Genomic DNA, 18,604 nt, shown 5'->3' with positions numbered 1-18,604 from the left:
TCGAGTCCTCGATGTGGCATTCACGGACTGACTCACATGGCGGGCGGGGCGGACTTCGTGCCCCACGCCGTCGGGGTGCCACTCAGGGAAAACCGGATCTTGCCCGCGCGGAGCAGGTCCGCGTGCGAGATCCAGCTGCGGTCGTACGGCCGGTGCCCGACCTGGACGTCCTTGGTGTACTGCAGCTTCGCCGCGCTCGCGCCCGGGGCTTCGATCTCGATCTTGCGGCCGCCGGCTGGGTGGATTTCGACCTTCTCGAACATCGGCGTGCTGAGCAGGTACGTCCCGGAGCCGGGCTGGGCTTCGAACACACCCGTCATGCCGAAGACGAGCCACGACGAAATGGTGCCGAGGTCGTCGTTGCCGGGCATGCCATACGGCGTGTCGGTGAAGAGCGTCCGCGCCGCGCGCAGCACGGCCGACGTCTTCCACGGCGCACCCGTCCAGCTGTACATCCAGGGCGCGTGCAGGTCGGGCTCGTTGTTCGGGTTGAAGGCGAAGTTGTTGTGGTAGTCGTACGCGCCGTGGACCCACGAGTCCTTGGCGGCCTTCGCCGGGTCCGTGAGCAGCAACGGGATGTCGAAGAACGTGTCGAGCCGCTTCTCGGCCTGCGCCGGGCCGCCCATCAGGCCGAACAGCTTCGCCGTGTCCTGCTGGGCGAGCCACTGGTACTGCCACGGCGTGCCCTCGTGGAAGCCGGTCGACTGGGCGGGATCCGGGTCGCCCACACCGGTGCCGTCCGCCGCGCGGGTGCGCGGGAACCCGGTGAACCCGTGGGAATCGACGCTGGTGTCCCACAGTTTCGCGAAGTTGCCGCAACGAGCTGACAGCGTCGCCGCCTTGTCCCGGTAGCCCAACCCGGAAGCCATGGTGGACAGCGCGCAGTCGGCGAGGGCGTACTCGAGGGTCGCCGAGCCGGCCTGGCGGGTGTCGCCGTAGGTGTAACCCGGCAGGTCCTGGTAGCCGATCCAGCCGTTCTTCACGTACGTCGGGTTGCCGTCGCGGCCGCGGAAGATCGACTGGTCCTTCGGGACTTCGTTGGCGTTGCGCCACAACGCGTCGAACAGCTGACGCGCGGTCTGGTCGTCGAGGAGGCCGCGACGGTAGTTGTCGACGACCCACGGCGTGACGGGGTCGCCGCTCATCACGTTCGTCTCGCCGCCGGCCAGCGCCCAGCGCGGGACCCAGCCGCCGTCCTGGTAGATCTTCAGGATCGACTTGGTCATGTCCGCGGCCTTGTCCGGGTGCAGGAGCGCGACCAGCTGGTTCTGCGAGCGGTAGGTGTCCCACAGCGAGAACATCTGGTAGTACGTGTCGCGGCTGCGGTGGACGGCGTCGTCGAAGCCGCGGTAGGAACCGTCCACATCGGACCCGACGGACGGGTGCAGCAGCGACCGGTACAGCGCGCTGTAGTACGTCCGCTGGTCGGCGGTCGTCCCGCCGGCGACGCGCATGCGGTTCAGCTCGTCCGCCCAGGTGTCGTGGGCCGCTTTCCGCGCCTTGTCGAACGACTTCGGCTGCTCGGCGCCGCGGTTGAGGCGGGCGCCGTCGATCGAGGTGTAGGAGAGGCCGACGGAGGCGCCGACCTGGCTCTTGTCGCTGCCGAAGGTGAGCCAGGCGCCGGTGCGCTGGGTGCCGAGCTTGGCGTCACGCTGGTTCGGCGTCAGCTTGTTGTCGGTCCACGTGCCGAAACTGGTGAACTTCCGGTCGAACTTGGCGGAGAAGAAGACCTTGTAGCGTTCCTTCTGCGTCTCCCAGCAGAAGTTCCCGCCCTGCAGCCAGCCTTCGACGGTGTCGTCGCCGACGACGTGGACGTCGCCGGCGTAGGTGTAGCCGTTGCTCTCGCCGACCTCGATGAGGACGTTTTCGCTGGTGGCACCGGCGGGGAACGTGTAGCGGTGCTGGCCGGTGCGCTGGGTGGCGGTCAGCTCGGCGTCGATGCCGTTGGCGAGCTTGACGCCGTAGTACCCGGGCTGGCGGGTTTCGTCGGCGTGGCTGAACTTGGCGCCGTACTGCGCGGGATCGCTGCTGGTGACGGCGCCGGTCGTCGGCATGAACCGGAAGTTGCCCATGGTCTGGCAGCCGACGCCGGAGAGGTGGGTGTGGCTGAAGCCGAGGGTGGTGTCCTGCGCGTAGTCGTAGGACGCGTACTTCTTGAGCTGGGTGTCCGGGCTGAGCTGCACCATCCCGAAGGGGGTGGTGGCGCCCGGGAAGGTGGTGCCGTCCCCGTTGTTGCCGATCGAGGTGTCGACGAGGGTCGTGGGGTCGTCGGCGAACCTCGGCCCGGCGGCTTGGGCGGGGGTCGCGAGGGCCATCGTGGTGGCCCCGGCGAGCAGGGTGGCCAGGACGCGCGTCCGCGTTCTCATTGTCCGTGTCCTCCTGACAACGTTGTCACATACACGGTGGGATCTTTTCCGTTGTCCGGTGGACAAATCAAGCCCCGCGCGGATCGGCCTGGAACGGTCAGCTCAGGTGGGTGACGCGCCCGGCCAGGATCGTCGCCGTCACCGGGAGGGCCCGGAGGTCCGCGGCCGACAGCGCCGACGGGTCCGCCGCCGTCACCATCAGGTCCGCCACGTCCCCGACCGACACGCCGCGACGGCCGCCCGAGGACGCCGCCAGTGCGTCGGGGAAGGGGATGGACTGCTCCGGGTGCCAGGCCGGGCGGTCGTCGTCGGTCCGGAACACCGCCGAGGCGATTCCGTCCCACGGGTCCAGCGGGGCCACCGGGGCGTCCGACCCGAACTCCAGGCGGGCGCCCGATTCCAGCAGGGAGCGGTAGGGGAAGGCCCGGGAAGTCCTTCCGTGCCAATGGCGATCGGCGACGTCGCGGTCGTCCGGCTGGTGCGCGGGCTGGACCGCCGCGATCACGCCCAGCTCGGCGAACCGCGGGACGTCGGCCGGGGACAGCAGCTGCGCGTGCTCGATCCGCCCGGGGCAGCCGACCTCCTCGAACGCGTCGAGGGCGATGCTGTTCGCCTGGTCGCCGATCGCGTGGACCGCCGGGACCAGCCCGTGCGCGAAAGCCCGGTCCAGCAACGGAACCAGCTCGGCCGGCGGAAGCTCCAGCAGACCCGGGGAATCCGCACCGGGATAGGGGTCGTGGCAATAAGCCGTGCGCGTGTTGAGGGACCCGTCCACGAAGAGCTTGAACGGGCCCACCGTCAGCAGCCCGTCCGAATCCGGGAGGACGTCACCCGTGCGGTGACCGCGTTCGATCGTCTGGTCCAGCAGGTACCTCGCGATCACGCACGAGATCCGGGCCGCCGGGGCGCCGCGGCGCGTCCAGTCCGCGACCGTGTCCGCGTACTCGTAGTCGACGATCTGCGTCACCCCGCGCGCGGCCGCCGCGGACACCGCTTCGGCCACCCACTCGTCCTGGACGTCGATCGCGGCCGTCGGGAGCTGGGCCGTCGCGCTCATGCAGTCGTTCTCCAGCAGCACACCCGTCGGGTGGTCGCGGCCGATCAGCTTCAGCGCCGCCGGGCTCAGCCACAGCGTGTGCAGGTCCGCGCCGAACAACGCCACCGCCCGGCCGGGCAGCGCCCGCTGGAGCAGGTCCTTGTGCGGCCGGTCCGGCCAGAGCGCGTCGCGGAACCCGGCGCCCACGACCAGTTCCGACTGCCGCGCCGGCGTCGCCAGCAGGTGCGCCAGCAGCAGCTCGATCGCCTCGCCCGCCGACCGCGCCGCTTCGAGCGGGATCCGGCGGCGGAAGGTCGCCCACTGCACCAGGTGGACGTGCGCGTCGACGAGACCGGGCAGCAGCGTGCCCCCGTGCCCGTCGACGACCCGCGCGGCGAACCCGGCCGATCCCGGCTCGGTGATCGCCGTGACGCGGCCGTCGTTCACCCGGACGTCCGCGAGCTCCCCGCCGAGCCCCGGCCGCACCCGGCGCAGCAGTAGATCATCCATGCGGACCACCCTGCCAGGCGGACTCATTCGGGTGAAGCACAGAGTGAGATGGGAATGAGATGGGTACTAGCTACCGTTGTAAGAGATGGCAGCCGTCGCCCGCCGAAGGGTCAGGGCCGGTCCATGGGCGCCGCCTTCACAAGCCGCGCAGGGTTCGACTCCCTCGGTTGCCGCCCGATGCAGGTGAAGGCCACCTCCAAACGGAGGTGGCCGTCACCGCGTTCAGCCCACCGGCATGTCACGCCGTCGCAACGCTGCCAGGCCGCCGATCCCGGCCACCAGCGCGATCGCCACCAGCCACAGCACCGGCGCTATCGAGAACGTCCCGCCCGGCAGCCTCGCCAAGTGCTGGAACGGCGAGATCCCCAATACCACGCCGTTCCACTGCAACGCCGTGCCCACCAGCGACAACAGCAGGAACGCGCCCAGCAGGCCCCACGCCGCCGCCGCGAAACGCGGGAAGAAACCGATCAGCAGCGCCGACAACCCGGCCAGCACCCACACCGCCGGCAACTGGGCCAGCGCCGCCGGGACCAGCGACGTGCGGGACGCCGACCCCATCGCCAAGCCCGTGACAGCCAGCAGGAACGCCGAGCCCAGTAACGCGAACGCCAGGTGCCCGAGGGCCCAGCCGATGCGGCCGACCGCCGTCGCCAGCACCGGTTCCGCCCGGCCCGCCGTCTCCTCCGCACGCAGCTTCAGCGTCGCCTGGACCGCGTACCCCGCCGCCGCCAAGCCGAACAACGTCATCGTCCCGGCGAGGTACGCGTCCGTCACCGCGCCGCCACCGCCGACGCGCGAGAACACGTCCGCGACGGCCTTGTTGTCCCGCATCATCTCCGCCACGTTCCGCGCGACCCCGCCCATCAGCAGGCCGACCAGGGCCAGGCAGACGGTCCAGACCAGCAGCGTCCCCCGCTGCAGCCGCCACGCCAGCGCCAGCGGCGACCGCAGCGACGCTCGCGCGCCGGAACGCCCCAGCCGGGCCGGGAGCAGCGCCGCGCCGAGGTCGCGACGCGCCGACAACGCGACCGCCAAGACCACCAGCGAACCCGTCGCGAAGAGCGCCAAGAGCAAGACCCACCACTGCTCCCCCGCGAACGGCCGCATCCGGTGCGCCCAGCCGATCGGCGACAGCCACGCCAGCCACCCCGCCGAGCCGCTGTCCCCCGCGGCCCGCAGCAGGAACGCCAGCACCAGCACGCCGATCCCGATCCCCCGGGCCCCGCTCGCGCTCCACGTCAGCTGCGCCGCGACCGCGCCGACCCCGGCGAACACCCAGCCCGCCAAGGAAAACCCGAGCCCCAGCGCGAACGCCCCGGCGACCGGCTCACCCTGCGCGGCGACGCCGAGCCCGACCACGATCCCGTACACCAGGCTGGCGCCACCGGAAAAGAGCACCGCGGCCGCCAGGCCCGCGTGCCGCCCGACGACCGTCGCGCCGGTCAGCTCCCGGCGTCCGGCCTCCTCTTCGGTCCGGGTGTGCCGGACCACCGTGAGCAGCGCGATCAGCCCGACGACGACCGGGACGAACCCGCACTGCCACGCCAGGAGGTTCCCCACCGACGAGCCGTACAGCGGGCCGTTGCGGACCACGAACGTCGCACTGGACGCGTTGAGGTCGTAGAAGTGCTGCCGCGCCGCCGCGTCCGGGTAGGCCGCCTTGATCGACGACAGGTAGCCCAGCGGCGCGATCGCCAGGCAGACGACCCACAGCGGCATCAGCAGCCGGTCGCGGCGCAGCACCAGCCGCAGCAGCGACCACGTCCCGGTCATCGCGCCGCTCCGACCGGCTCGTCGTGCTGGTAGTGGCGCAGGAACAGCTCCTCGAGCGTCGGCGGCCGGCTCACCAGGTTCCGCAGGCCCGCCTCGGCCAGGTGCCGCATGACGTCGTCCAGCGAAGACTGGTCGACGGACAGGTGGACGTGCGAGCCGTACGAGCTCAGGTCGTGCACCCCCGGCAGTGAAGCCAGGTCCGCGGGGACGTGCGCGAGCGACGCGTCGATCGTGATCCGGCCCAGGTGCCGCAGTTCGTCCAGGGTCCCGGACTCGACGGTCTTCCCCGCCCGGATGATCGTGACGCGGTCGCAGAGCGCCTCGACCTCGGACAGGATGTGCGAGGACAGCAGCACGGTCCGGTCGCCGCGTTCGCGCTCCTCCTCGACGACCTGGCGGAACACCTCTTCCATCAGCGGGTCGAGCCCGGACGTCGGCTCGTCGAACACCAGCAGTTCCACATCGGACGCGAGCGCCGCGACCAGCGCGACTTTCTGCCGGTTGCCCTTCGAATACGTCCGGCCCTTCTTGCGCGGGTCGAGGTCGAAGCGCTCGATGAGCTCCGCGCGCCGCTGGACGTCGAGCCCGCCGCGCAGGCGCCCGAGCAGGTCGATGACCTCGCCGCCGGTGAGGTTGGGCCAAAGGGTGACGTCGCCCGGGACGTACGCGAGCCGGCGGTGCAGCTCGGTGGCGTCGGTCCAGGGGTCGCCGCCGAGCAGGGTGGCGCGGCCGCCGTCGGCCCGCATCAGCCCCAGCAGGACGCGGATCGTGGTGGTCTTGCCGGCGCCGTTCGGCCCGAGGAAGCCGTGCACCTCGCCGGTGTGGACGGTCAGGTCGAGCCCGTCGAGGGCTTTCGCGGGACCGAACGCCTTGGTGAGGCCGTCCGCGGTGATCGCTTCGGCCATCGTCATTCCTTCCGTTGGTAGGCGGCCAGCGCTTCGCGGGCCTTTTCGAGGACTTCGGTGGTGGCGAGCGGGTTCATGAACAGGTGCCCGGCGGCCGCCGACATCCGCAGCATCGCCCCGTTCGTGCCCGGCTCCTCGCCGAGCGCGCGGGCGACGTGGTCCTGCAGGATCATCAGCCCGCCGGTCATCGCGGCGAGCGCGGCGGCGACACCCCGCGGGTCCGGCATGTCCATGCCCTGCTCGCGGAAGTAGCGTTCGGTCTCGTCGACGATCTCCACGAACTGGGCGGCCGCGGCTTCGGAGCCGTCGATCATCGCGCGGCCCAGGTACCGGCGGTAGAGCAGCTGACGGGTGTCGAACGTCGGGACGAACCCCGGGTTCGCGGCCCCCTTCGCCAGCACCTCCTCCTTGAACTTCACCAGCTCGTCGAAGACGTAGGTGTCGCACGCCTCGCGCAGCCCGTCCTTGGAGCCGAAGTGGTGGCGGATGAGCCCGCCCGACACCCCGGCTTCTTCGGCGATGTCGAGGATCGACGTCTTCTCCATGCCGCGCTCGGTGAAGAGCTTGATGGCGGCGTCGCGGATGCGGGCCCGGGCGGTGAGGTCTTCGGTGCTCATGAGCGTCCTATACGTGCGTGTAGTCGACTACACGTGAATATAGTCTGCTGTACGTACGTATAGCAAGGCGTCCCTTTCACCGGAAATCAGCACTTCCGGTGGCCGCCCAACCGGTGATCACACTAGGCCGTTCGGCCCACAACCAATTGCGGTCGATGGGCTAACTGTCTGATTGCTGCCGAAGATCTCACGATGTCTACTTCACGGACGCATCTCTTCACGAAGGGTCGTTCTCAGTGACACAGCTCAGATCGCGCTGGAGACGGCGGGCCGGGATCACCGTCCTCGCCACCGCCCTCGGCGCCTCCGTCCTCGGCGTCGCCGTTCCGGTGGCCGCCGCCCAGACCGCCCCGCCGACCTCGGGCGCGGCCGACGGCAAGACCCTCGACGAGCACGACCGCGCGCTCGTCGCCGAAGCCGAGAAGGCCGGCAAGTCCGAGGTCACGCTGCTGATCGCGGCCGAGAAGGGGCAGACCGGCGCGGCCGTCGACCAGCTCAAGGCGCTCGGTGGCGTCGTCCAGTCCACCGACACCAAGCTCGACTACGTCAAGGTCACCATCCCGCCCGAGAAGGCGGAGAAGGCCGCGAAGCTCACGGCGGTCAACGCCGTCGACGTCGACGGCCTCGTCTACCGCGACGACCCGAAGCCCGACGGCGCGACCACCCCGCTGCCGCAGCCGGCCCCGGGCAAGAACACCCCGCGCGTCAACCCGTACCTGCCGACCGGGGACACCTACGCGGCGCAGTTCGGCCAGGTCCTGCCCAACTGGGACGGCAAGGACACCACGGTCGCGGTGCTCGACTCCGGCGTCGACCTCGACTCGCCCGCGCTGGCGACCACCAGCCACGGCGAGCGCAAGATCGTCGACTGGTACAACGCCAACGCCACCAGCTCCGGCGACGGCACCTGGGTCAAGCAGTCCACCCAGACCTACACCGGCACCTTCACCGCGAACGGCAAGAGCTGGACGGCTCCGGCGACCGGCGGCCCGTACACCTTCGGCGTGTTCAGCGAGACCGCGGGCGACCTGGGTGGCGCCGACAGCGAAACCGGCGGTGACGTCAACCGCGACGGCGACCGCGCCGACTCCTGGGGCGTGCTGCTCGACAGCGTGACCAAGGAGGTCCGCGTCGACCTCAACGGCAACGGCGACTTCACCGACGAGAAGCCGATGACCGACTACAACAAGAAGTACGACGTCGGCTACTTCGGCACCGACAACCCGGCGACCGACATCGCCGAGCGGATGGCCTTCGTCGTCCAGACCGACAAGCCGGGCTACGTCGGCATCGGCATCGCCGGCGCCGAGCACGGCTCGCACGTCGCGGGCATCGCCACCGGCAACGACCTGTTCGGCGGCAAGATGGACGGCGCGGCACCGGGCGCGAAGGTCCTGGCGGTCAAGGTCTGCCTCACCGGCAGCGCGTGCACCTCGTCCGGCCTGATCGACGGCGTCGTCTACGCGGCCAGCCACGGCGCCGACGTCATCAACATCTCGATCGGCGGCCTGCCGGCCCTCAACGACGGCAACAACGCCCGCGCGGAGCTCTACAACCGCACGATCGCCGAGTACAACGTCCAGATCTTCATCTCGGCGGGCAACAGCGGCGCCGGGGCGAACACCGTCGGCGACCCGTCGGTGGCCACGGACGCGATCTCGGTCGGCTCGTACATCACCAAGGAGACCTGGCTCTCGAACTACGGCTCGAAGACCGCGTCGCCCGAGTCGATGCACCCGTTCTCCTCGCGCGGCCCGCGTGAGGACGGCGGCTTCAAGCCGGACATCATCGCGCCCGGCGCGGCGATCTCGACAGTGCCGCGGTGGGAGCAGCCGAGCCCGGTGCCCGGCACGTACACCCTGCCGGCCGGTTACTCGATGCTGCAGGGCACGTCGATGGCGGCGCCGCAGGCGACCGGCGCGGCGGCGCTGCTGGTGAGCGCGTACAAGGCGACGCACAACGGGCAGCGGCCGCCGGTGGCGCAGCTGCGTTCGGCGATCAAGTCGACCGCGCGGTTCGTGCCGGGCATCGGCGCGTACGCCCAGGGCGCGGGCCTGTTCAACGTCCCCGCCGCGTTCGTCGCGCTGTCGCTCAACCCGAAGCCGGACGCCGTCACGACGTCGGTCGAGGTGCACACCGCGCTGTCGGGCCTGCTGGCCAAGCCGAACACCGGCGTGGGCATCCACGACCGCGAGGGCGTGACCACGGGCAAGGCCTACACCCGCACGTACACGATCACCCGCACGACGGGGTCGGCCCAGCCGGTGCCGTACTTCGCGCGGTGGACCGGGAACGACGGGACGTTCTCCTCGGCGCCGACGGTGGTGCTGCCGCTGAACACGCCGGTGAAGTTCGACGTCAAGGTGAACCCGAAGAACGCGGGCGTCCACTCGGCGCTGCTGTACCTGGACAACCCGATGACGATCGGCATCGACGTGCAGACCCTCAACACGGTCTTCGCGCCGCAGGAGTTCACCGCCGACAAGGGCTTCCAGGTCGACGTGGCCGGCAAGATCGCCCGCAACCAGGCGACCAGCTACTTCGTGCGGGTGCCGCCGGGCGCCAGCGCGCTGAAGGTGGACCTGGACGCCGGCGCCGGCGCGCCCGGCAAGGGCCAGGTGCGGTTCCTGCGCTACGACCCGACCGGCGTGCCAGCCGAGGCGAGCACCTCGACGACGTACTGCTACCTCCCCGACGCGGGGGCCGGCTGCCCGGGCGGCACGCCGACCAGCCGGACGTTCGCGAACCCGCTGCCGGGTGTGTGGGAGATCGTCGTCGAAGCGCGCCGGACGTCCGATGTGGACAATGCGGCGTACAAGCTGAGCGCGTCGGTGCTGGGCACGGCGATCACGCCGAACCCGGACACGATCGCCTCGGCCACGCTGGGCCAGCCGGTCGCGCGGTCCTACACCGTGCAGAACACGCTCGGCGCGTTCACCGGCAAGCTGAACGGCGCCACGCTGGGCAGCGCGAAGGTCTCGCGGCCGTCGATCGCCCAGGGCGCGCAGCAGCAGTACCAGATCGCGGTGACGCCGGGCTCGACGTCGCTGACCGCCACCATCGGCCGGACGTCCGACGTCGGCGCCGACCTGGACCTGGTGCTGTACAACTGCACGACCGGGTCGTGCGTCGTGGCCGGCCAGAGCGCGGACGGTGACTCCGAGGAGTCGGTGACCATCCCCAACCCGGCGGCGGGCACCTGGGTCGCGCTGGTCGACGGCTACGCGGTGCCGAGCGGCACCACGGAGTACGACTACCTCGACGTGTTCACCAACCCGGTGTTCGGTTCGGTCGCGGTGACCGACGCGAACGCGGCGCGGGCGTCGGGCAGCTCGTGGACGGTGCCGGCGACGGTGACCGCCGCGGCCGCCCCCGCGGCCGGCCGGATCCTGCGCGGTCAGCTGACCGTGCAGACCGACACGGGCGTCACGGTCGGCTCCTCGCTGGTGCTGGTCAACTCCGTCAGCTAGTCCCGTTCAGCGGAAACCGCCCCGGGTGCGCCCGGGGCGGTTTTCGTTTGCCCGGCGGGGTTCCTGGTGGGTTTCCGACGCAAGTTTGCGCATGTCCGGTGAAGTGTTGCCCTCGCTCGCCGCGCGTCCGTCTGGTCTGGAACACTCCCGCACCCACCCGATGGGTTCCCGCATGCGACGGATTTCGACGTTGTTCGCCGCGCTTCTCCTGCTGGCGAACACTTTGCCGGGCGTCGCGGCCACACCCCGCCGTCCGACGTCGGGGCTCCTGGGTCGGTACGGGTCGAGTCCCGCGTTCTACCGCGAGGGCGGGCGAGGAGCGTTCTACGTCTTCGAAAGCCTGCGGATCGCGGACTGGACTCCGCTGGACCAGGTGCGTTCGTCGGCGATCGTGCTGGCGCAGACGACGGACACGAGCAAGGTCGCCCACTTCGGCGGGATGTACACCTACGACGCGATCGCCGGGGCGACGGCGCCGGGCTGGCGCGAGGCGGGCGCGTACTGCGAAGCGAACGGCAACACGACACCGACGCTGTCCCGCGAGAACGGCGCGACCTACGACCGGGAATGGAAGAACGCGCTTTCCTCGGGGGCAGACTGGGTTTCGGTGACGTCGTTCAACGAGTGGCACGAGGGGTCGATCATCGAGCCGGCACGGTCATCGCCGCTTTCTTCCGCGTACGACACGTTCACCGGCGCGTATGGGACGTCGGGTGCGGCTTCGGAGACGGCTTATCTGGACCGGACGCGGTATTGGGCCGCCCAGCTCGGTGGTCCGCCGCCAGCCTCGGTCAATCTGGCGCAAGGGAAACCGGTCACCGCGAGCGGCAGCCAAGGCGGGTACCCGCCGGGCAACGCCGTCGACGGGAACGCCGCGAGCTATTGGGAAAGCACGAACAACGCGTTCCCGAAGACAGTCACGGTGGACCTCGGCGAGGCCGCCACGGCGGGCCGGCTGGTGCTGGAGCTGCCGCCGTAGTAGGACGCCCGGACGCAGACGATCTCGGCGAACGGCGGCAGCCCGGCGAGGTACGTGTTCGACCCCGCGAACGGCAACGCCGTGACGATCCCGCTCCCGGCCGCGGCGCGGCAGTACGTGCGCCTGACCTTCACCGGCAACACCGGCTGGCCCGCCGGCCAGCTGTCCGAAGTGGAGGCCTACGCCTCCTGAGCCCGGCTCACGAACGGCGCCGGATCCGCGAGCACCCGGTGCACGACCCGGCCCGCCGCGCCCAGCGTTGCCGCGTCGCCGCCCAGGCGTGATGCCGACAGCGCCGGCGGTGCGCCGCGGAGGCCGCCGAGCCGGGCTGTCAGCACCTCCGACACCGGGCCGGACAACCACGGGTACAGCTGCGTGAACACCCCGCCCAGCACGATCCGGTCGAGGTCCAGCAGGTTGACCGCCGACGTCAGCGCGACGCCGAGGGCGCGCCCGGCCGACTCGCAGGCGCCCAACGCCACCCGGTCGCCGTCTTCGAGGGCAGTCAGCAGAGCGGGCACGGAAGACGCCTCCCCGGCTGTCAGCAGCGCCTCCTGGCCCGCGAACATCTCCAGGCACCCACTTCCGCCGCACCGGCACGCAGGTCCTTCCGGCGCCACGACGACGTGCCCCAGCTCGCCCGCCAGCCCGCGGGCGCCGGAGAACAGCGTGCCGTTCACGACCAACCCCGCGCCGATACCCACTTCGCCCGATACGTAGAGGAAGTCGCGCTCGCCGTCGCCGTCGCCGTACCAAAGCTCGCCCAGCGCGGCCAGGTTCGCCTCGTTGTCCAGCTCCACCGGGATCGGCAGGCGCAGCAGGTCGGCCGGGCGGACGTCCTGCCAGCCGAGGTTCGGCGCGCTGAACAGGACGCCGTCGCCGACCGGGCCGGACACCGCCAGCACCGCGCCGGCCACCTCCAGCCCGAGCCGGTGTGCCTCGGTCAGGCCGTCGGTCGCCAGTGCCTGGAGCTCGGAAAGGACCTTCTTCGGCCGCGAACCGCGGTTGTCCCGCTCGCGGCGGGCGGCGAACCGGACGCCGCCGGTGAGGTCGAGCACGCGCACCGCGAGGTAGTCGACGTTGATCTCCAGCCCCAGCGACGCCACCCGCGCCCCGCTCAGCACGACCTCCACGCCCGGCCGGCCCCGTTCGCCCGCGCGCGCCGGGCCGGTCTCGGCCAGCAGGCCCGCGTCCACCAGGTCGCCGACGAGCTTGGAGACCGTCGACTTCGTCAGCCCGGTCAGCTCGGCCAGCGCGGCGCGGGTCAGCGGGCCGCCGCGGCTGACGGCGCCCAGCACGACCTCGAGGTTGCGGGCGCGCATCGAATCGTGCCGCACGGCCTGGGTCATCGCGTCCTCCTGCGAAGCACTCTAACCGGCCTCTTGACGCCCGGGACCCCCGCGGCGCATATTTAGTCTACAACGTGAACTAAATGAAGGGACAGTCATGAGCGACTACGCTCCCCAGCCGGCCGACAAGTTCACCTTCGGCCTCTGGACCGTGGGCTGGCCCGCGAACGACCCGTTCGGGGTCGCGACGCGGCCGCCGCTGGACCCGGTGGAGAGCGTGCACCGGCTCGCGGAGCTGGGCGCCTACGGCGTGACGTTCCACGACGACGACCTGCTGGCCACCGAGCCCGACCGCGACAAGGCGATCGAGCGGTTCCGCAAGGCGCTCGCGGAGACCGGCCTGAAGGTCCCGATGGCGACGACCAACCTGTTCACCCACCCGGTGTTCAAGGACGGCGGCCTGACCAGCAACGACCGCGACGTCCGGCGGTACGCGCTGCGGAAGGTCCGCCGGAACCTCGACCTCGCGGCCGAGCTGGGCGCCGAGACGTACGTCGTGTGGGGCGGCCGCGAGGGCGCCGAGTCCGACGCGGCGAAGGACGTCCGGGCGGCGCTGGACCGCTACAAGGAGGGCCTCGACCTCCTCGCGGACTACGTCGTCGAGAAGGGCTACTCGCTGCGCTTCGCGCTCGAGCCGAAGCCGAACGAGCCGCGCGGCGACATCCTGCTGCCGACGATCGGGCACGCGCTGGGCTTCATCTCGCAGCTCGCGCGGTCCGAGATGTTCGGGCTCAACCCGGAGGTCGGGCACGAGCAGATGGCCGGCCTGAACTTCGTGCACGGCATTTCGCAGGCGCTGTGGCAGGGCAAGCTGTTCCACATCGACCTCAACGGCCAGCACGGCCCGAAGTACGACCAGGACCTGATCTTCGGCCACGGCGACACGAAGAGCGCGTTCTTCCTGGTCGACCTGCTGGAGAACGGCGGCTACGAGGGCCCGCGCCACTTCGACTACAAGCCGCTGCGCACGGAGGACCCGGCGGACGTGTGGGTCTCCGCGGCGGCGAACATGCGGACCTACCTGATCCTGAAGGAGAAGTCGGCGGCGTTCCGCGCGGACCCGGAGGTGGTGGAGGCGCTGGCGGCATCCCGGGTCCCGGACCTGTCGACCCCGACGCTGGCCCCGGGCGAAACGTTCGACGACGTCCTGAAGGACGACTTCGACGTGGAGGCAGCGGCCCAGCGCGGGTACCACTTCACGCGACTGAACCAGCTGGCCTTGGAGCACCTCCTCGGCGTCCGCTGACCGTTACCCTCGGGCGATGCTGAGCAACGCGCGGTTCGAAGCCCGCATCCCGACGCAGGACCTGGCCCGAGCGCGCCGGTGGTACGCGGAGAAGCTCGGCCTCGAAGCGGCCGAAGAGCGCGAAGGCGGCCTGCGTTACGAGGGCGCGTCGGGCGTCTTCTGCCTGTTCGCCTCCGCCGGCGCGTCCGATGGTTCCTTCACGCAGCTGGGCTTCTACGTCGACGACATCGAAGCCGCGGTCGCCGAGCTGCGGGCCCGCGGTGTGGTGTTCGAGGAGTACGAAGGCTGCGTGAACGGGATCATGGACATCCGCGGCAACTACCCGAGCAAGGGCCGCGGCGAACGGGCCGCGTGGTTCCGCGACAGCGAGGGCAACATGCTCGGGATCGCCGAAGTGACCCCCTGACGGAGAAGGGCCGCCGTGTCCACACGGCGGCCCTTCTCCGCCTACGACACCGTCAGGGTGTCGACGTCGAACAGGGAACCCGCGCCGCCCCGGAAGACCAGGTGGAGCGGGCCCGAACCCGATGTGACGGACGTCGAGACCGTCTGGAACGTCTCCCAGCTGCCCGTGACCGGCACCGGCACCGTGCCCAGCAAGGCACCCGACGCCGAGCCGTCGCGGATCTCGATCGTGCCGCCCGCTCCCGCCGAGGACACCACCGCGCTGAACCGGGAAATCCCCGCCGTGCTCACCGACGCATACCCGGCCCAGTCGCCGTTCTCGATGTAGCCCAGGGTGTTGCCGCCGCTCGCCGGGGCGTGCGGTGCGACCTGCACGCCCGACCCCGATGTGAACGACTCACCCTCCACAGTGGACGATGACGACCCGCACGACGCCGGGGCCACCCCCGCGGCGTACCGGACCGCGCCCAGGAGCGAGGTGCGGAACACCGCGTCGGAGTACGACTCGATCGTGTGGCCCAGGCCGGTGTAGAACGCCCGGCCGCTGCCTTGCGGGTGGCACCACGTGATCGGGTGGTCGGTGCCCATCTCACCACCGGTGTAACTGGACTCGTCCAGCGTCTGCAGCACGTGGACGCTGCCGCGCGGGTTGGTCCGGTAGTTGTACAGCTCGTCCGTGCGGGTCCACACCGCCGGCAAGCCGGCCGTGGCCGGGTGACTGCTGTCCTCCGTCACGAACCGGGCCTGCTGGATCGCCGGGTGGCTCTTGAAGTACGCCCCGACGAGCTGCCCGTACCACGGCCAGTCGTACTCGGTGTCGGCCGCCGCGTGGATGCCGAGGTAGCCGCCGCCTCCCTCCACATAGGACTCGAACGCCGCCTGCTGCGTCGCGTCCAGGACGTCGCCCGTGGTCGAGAGGAACACCACCGCCTCATAAGACGCCAGCGAAGCGGCCGTGAACACCGACGCGTCCTCGGTCGCCGTCACGGTGAAGCCGTTCGCCGCACCCAGTTCGCGAAGAGCTTGGATGCCCGCCGGGATCGAGTCGTGGCGGAAACCCGCCGTCTTGGAGAACACCAGCACGTCGTACGACGGGTCCACCTGCGTCGGCATACCACTCAGCGTAAAGGAATCGACGTCGAACAGGGAACCGGAACCGCCGCGGAACACCAGGAACAGCGGACCCGAACCACTCGACACCGACGTCGTCACGTTCTGGAAGGTCTCCCAGCCCCCGGTCGGCGGCACGGCCACCGACCCCAGCAGCGTCCCGGTCGCCGAACCGGACCGGATCTCGATCGTCCCGCCGGTGCCGGCCGAGGAAATCCGCGCCGTGAAGGACCGCGCGCCCGCGGTGCTCACCGACGCGTACCCGGCCCAGTCGCCGTTTTCGATGTAGCCGAGGGTGTTGCCGCCGCTCGCCGCGGCGTGCGGCGCGATCTGCACGCCGGAGCCGGACGTGAACGACTCGCCCTCGACCGCCGGCGACGCGGTCGTGAACGTGAAGGCGTCCAGGTCGAACAGGTTCCCCTGCCCGGTGACGCCCTTGAACACCAGGTACAGCGACGTCGTCCCGGCCGGCCGGTTCGCAAGGTTCGCCGTCACGTCGACGAACGTGTCCCAGTCCCCGGTGTTGGCCACCGCCGCCGAACCGAGCACCGTGCCGGTCGGCGAGCCCGCCCGCACCTCGAGAGTCCCGCCCGGGCCACCGGACGACACCCGCGCGATGATCGCCGTGGCGTTGCCCAGCGCGTACGGCGTGAACGAGATCCAGTCGCCGTCGTCGGTGTACCCGACCGTCCGGCCACCCTCGGCCGCGCCGTGGTCGGCGAGCTGGATGCCGGACTGCGCCGAGAAGTGCTCACCCTGGCGGTGCCGCGGCTGCAGCTTGCGCACGCTGTGCGAGGTCAGCCCGCCCTGGTCGGTGTACTGCGCGTCGAAGACGCCGTAGATGTTCGCCGCGGCGTCGTGCTCACCGTCGACCGGGACCGCGATCGAGCCGGAACACCCGGTCGCCTGCGTGATCTGGTGCTCGTGACTGTCGTGGCCGAGGAAGTAGGTGACCTTGACCTTCGAGCAGTCCAGCGGCCCGTCCTCCGGATCGCTGCCCGTCACCTGGAGGGGCACGGTGTCACCGAAGGAGAACAGCTGCCCGTCGCTCGGGGACCCCAGCGTGACGGACGGCGCCGTGTTCCCGACCGTGACGACCAGGCTCGCCGTGCCGGTCAGCCCCTCCGGATCCGAGACCGTCAACGTCGGCGAGTACGTGCCGTTGGTCGTGTAGGTGTGCGCCGGGTTCGCCGAGGTCGAGGTGGCGCCGTCGCCGAAGTCCCAGCGGTAGCTCAGCGCCCCGCCTTCGGGATCGGCGCTGCCCGCGGACGAGAAGGTGACCGTCAGGGGATTCGGTCCGGACGTCTTGTCGGACGCGGCCTTCGCGACCGGGTTGCGGTTGGTGCCCGCGAGGTACTCGATCCGGTAGAGCGCCTGGTTGTCGTCGCCGGTGCCGTAGTTGAGGACGTACAGGGCGCCGTCCGGGCCGAACGCCATGTCCATCACCTGGGTGCCGGTCCACGGGAAGTTGTCGATCGGCCCGCGGCTGCCGTCGGCGTTGACCGTCACGGCCTTGATCCACTTGCGCCCGTACTCCCCCGCGAAGAACTTGCCGTCCAGCGACTGCGGGAACTTGACCGCCGACGTCGAAGCGGCGTCGTACCGGTACACCGGCCCGCCCATCGGCGACTCCGAGCCGCTGCCGAACTCCGGCGGCGACCCCTCGTCACCGGCGTACTTGATCCACGCCGGCTTCGGCACCGGGAGCTTGGCGAGCCCGGTGTTGCGGAACGAGGAGTTCGTCGGCCCGCTGGCGCAGTCGTACTTCGCGCCGGACGGACCACTCGGGAACGTGTAGTGGTTGTACGTCTCGGTCGTCGTGTTCGAGCCGGTGCAGTACGGCCAGCCGAAGTTGCCCGGCCCGGTGATCCGGTCGAACTCGACCTGGCCCTGCGGCCCGCGGTTCGGGTCGGTTGTGCCGGCGTCCGGGCCGTAGTCGCCGAGGTAGACGACGCCGGTCGGTTTGTCGACACTCATCCGGAACGGGTTGCGGAAGCCCATCGCGTAGATCTCCGCCCGCGTGTTCGCGGTGCCCGGCGCGAAGAGGTTGCCCGACGGGATCGTGTACGTCCCGTCCGCCTGCGGGTGGATGCGCAGCAGCTTGCCGCGCAGGTCGTTCGTGTTGCCTGACGAGCGCTGTGCGTCGAACTGCGGGTTGCGGGTGGTCCGCTCGTCGATCGGCGAGTAGCTGTCGGAGGAGAACGGATTGGTGTCGTCGCCGGTGGTGAGGTACAGGTTGCCGGCGGCGTCGAAGTCGATGTCACCGCCGACGTGGCAGCACTGGCCGCGGTCGTTGGCGACCTTCAGGACGACCTTCTCGCTGGCCGGATCCAGGGTGTTGTCGGTCTTCAGGACGAACCTCGACAGGTGCAGCTCGCCCTTGAACAGCGCGAAGTCCGCCTCGGTGCCGTCGGCCGGCGCATCACCGTCCGGAGTGGACAGACGCGGCGAGAAGTACAGCCAGACGTACCGGTTCGTCGCGAAACCGGGGTCGGCGGCAACGCCCTGGAGGCCCTCCTCGTCATGGGTGTAGACGTTCAGCTTGGCGGCGACCGACGTCGCACCGGCCGCGGTCGTCACGCGGACCGTGCCGTCGCGGGAGGTGTGCACGACCGACCGGTCCGGGAGCACGGCGAGCGACATCGCCTCACCGAGCTCGGCCGCGCCGGTGGCCAGCGCGACCTGCTGGTAGTCCGCAGGCGGGATGTCCGCGCGGGCCGGGGTGCCGACGGTGAGCAGGAGGCCGGCGCCCAACAGCGCGGTGCCGAACAGCCTCGCCCACTTCGGTGGGGACGGAGACATGCGGGATCCTTCCTGATTTTGCGCGTGCTTCGC

The 18,604-nt window shown here is 70.7% G+C and carries 12 protein-coding genes; 5 read left to right on the top strand and 7 right to left on the bottom strand.

Annotated features, from left to right (window positions below; genetic code table 11):
• Positions 1-32: 32 nt before the first annotated feature.
• From ACZ7OH_RS36895 to ACZ7OH_RS36875, 5 genes are all read right to left on the bottom strand, one after another.
• Positions 33-2,366: a GH92 family glycosyl hydrolase gene (locus ACZ7OH_RS36895; protein ID WP_470285096.1), complete on the bottom strand. Its 2,334-nt coding sequence runs from the start codon at positions 2,364-2,366 to the stop codon at positions 33-35.
• 97 nt (positions 2,367-2,463) lie between these two features.
• A complete protein-coding gene (locus ACZ7OH_RS36890; RefSeq protein WP_470285095.1) occupies positions 2,464-3,912 on the bottom strand; it encodes an amidohydrolase in 1,449 nt (482 codons plus the stop codon).
• 222 nt (positions 3,913-4,134) lie between these two features.
• The gene (locus ACZ7OH_RS36885) at positions 4,135-5,688 is read right to left on the bottom strand and encodes an ABC transporter permease (protein ID WP_470285094.1); all 1,554 of its coding nucleotides are present in this window, start codon (positions 5,686-5,688) and stop codon (positions 4,135-4,137) included.
• A complete protein-coding gene (locus ACZ7OH_RS36880) occupies positions 5,685-6,593 on the bottom strand; it encodes an ABC transporter ATP-binding protein (protein WP_470285093.1) in 909 nt (302 codons plus the stop codon). The genes ACZ7OH_RS36885 and ACZ7OH_RS36880 overlap by 4 nt, the downstream gene beginning before the upstream one ends.
• A gap of 2 nt (positions 6,594-6,595) precedes the next feature.
• Positions 6,596-7,210, bottom strand: coding sequence for a TetR/AcrR family transcriptional regulator (locus ACZ7OH_RS36875; protein ID WP_470285092.1), 615 nt, complete (start codon positions 7,208-7,210; stop codon positions 6,596-6,598).
• A 236-nt stretch (positions 7,211-7,446) separates the two neighbouring features.
• Here ACZ7OH_RS36875 and ACZ7OH_RS36870 point away from each other — a divergent pair, with 236 nt between their 5' ends.
• From ACZ7OH_RS36870 to ACZ7OH_RS36860, 3 genes are all read left to right on the top strand, one after another.
• Positions 7,447-10,680 (top strand): S8 family serine peptidase, encoded by a 3,234-nt coding sequence (locus tag ACZ7OH_RS36870; RefSeq protein WP_470285091.1) that lies wholly within the window; start codon positions 7,447-7,449, stop codon positions 10,678-10,680.
• A gap of 172 nt (positions 10,681-10,852) precedes the next feature.
• Positions 10,853-11,659, top strand: a complete 807-nt coding sequence (locus ACZ7OH_RS36865; RefSeq protein ID WP_470285090.1) for a discoidin domain-containing protein — start codon at positions 10,853-10,855, stop codon at positions 11,657-11,659.
• 54 nt (positions 11,660-11,713) lie between these two features.
• Positions 11,714-11,851, top strand: coding sequence for a hypothetical protein (locus ACZ7OH_RS36860; RefSeq protein ID WP_470285089.1), 138 nt, complete (start codon positions 11,714-11,716; stop codon positions 11,849-11,851).
• On the opposite strand, the gene ACZ7OH_RS36855 is transcribed toward ACZ7OH_RS36860, so the two are convergent.
• Positions 11,839-13,008, bottom strand: a complete 1,170-nt coding sequence (locus tag ACZ7OH_RS36855) for an ROK family protein (RefSeq protein WP_470285088.1) — start codon at positions 13,006-13,008, stop codon at positions 11,839-11,841. The two genes, ACZ7OH_RS36860 and ACZ7OH_RS36855, sit on opposite strands and share 13 nt — an antisense overlap.
• Positions 13,009-13,105: 97 nt before the next feature.
• Here ACZ7OH_RS36855 and xylA point away from each other — a divergent pair, with 97 nt between their 5' ends.
• Both xylA and ACZ7OH_RS36845 read left to right on the top strand, forming a co-directional pair.
• Positions 13,106-14,254: a xylose isomerase gene (xylA, locus tag ACZ7OH_RS36850; RefSeq protein WP_400904326.1), complete on the top strand. Its 1,149-nt coding sequence runs from the start codon at positions 13,106-13,108 to the stop codon at positions 14,252-14,254.
• 16 nt (positions 14,255-14,270) lie between these two features.
• Complete coding sequence (locus tag ACZ7OH_RS36845; RefSeq protein WP_470285087.1) at positions 14,271-14,660, top strand: VOC family protein; 390 nt, start codon at positions 14,271-14,273, stop codon at positions 14,658-14,660.
• A gap of 41 nt (positions 14,661-14,701) precedes the next feature.
• On the opposite strand, the gene ACZ7OH_RS36840 is transcribed toward ACZ7OH_RS36845, so the two are convergent.
• Positions 14,702-18,571: a carbohydrate-binding protein gene (locus ACZ7OH_RS36840; protein ID WP_470285086.1), complete on the bottom strand. Its 3,870-nt coding sequence runs from the start codon at positions 18,569-18,571 to the stop codon at positions 14,702-14,704.
• Positions 18,572-18,604 lie beyond the last annotated feature (33 nt).

The organism is Amycolatopsis sp. NPDC114478 (genome assembly GCF_055633805.1).
The sequence above is the reverse complement of the archived record's forward strand: the minus strand, read 5'-3'. Positions and strand labels throughout refer to the sequence as shown.

Bases quoted from the DNA above. Each gene is read 5' to 3' on its own strand.
- ACZ7OH_RS36895 (WP_470285096.1), bottom strand. From the start codon at position 2,366: ATGAGAACGCGGACGCGCGTCCTGGCCACCCTGCTCGCCGGGGCCACC.
- ACZ7OH_RS36890 (WP_470285095.1), bottom strand. From the start codon at position 3,912: ATGGATGATCTACTGCTGCGCCGGGTGCGGCCGGGGCTCGGCGGGGAG.
- ACZ7OH_RS36885 (WP_470285094.1), bottom strand. From the start codon at position 5,688: ATGACCGGGACGTGGTCGCTGCTGCGGCTGGTGCTGCGCCGCGACCGG.
- ACZ7OH_RS36880 (WP_470285093.1), bottom strand. From the start codon at position 6,593: ATGGCCGAAGCGATCACCGCGGACGGCCTCACCAAGGCGTTCGGTCCC.
- ACZ7OH_RS36875 (WP_470285092.1), bottom strand. From the start codon at position 7,210: ATGAGCACCGAAGACCTCACCGCCCGGGCCCGCATCCGCGACGCCGCC.
- ACZ7OH_RS36865 (WP_470285090.1), top strand. From the start codon at position 10,853: ATGCGACGGATTTCGACGTTGTTCGCCGCGCTTCTCCTGCTGGCGAAC.
- ACZ7OH_RS36855 (WP_470285088.1), bottom strand. From the start codon at position 13,008: ATGACCCAGGCCGTGCGGCACGATTCGATGCGCGCCCGCAACCTCGAG.
- xylA (WP_400904326.1), top strand. From the start codon at position 13,106: ATGAGCGACTACGCTCCCCAGCCGGCCGACAAGTTCACCTTCGGCCTC.
- ACZ7OH_RS36845 (WP_470285087.1), top strand. From the start codon at position 14,271: ATGCTGAGCAACGCGCGGTTCGAAGCCCGCATCCCGACGCAGGACCTG.
- ACZ7OH_RS36840 (WP_470285086.1), bottom strand. From the start codon at position 18,571: ATGTCTCCGTCCCCACCGAAGTGGGCGAGGCTGTTCGGCACCGCGCTG.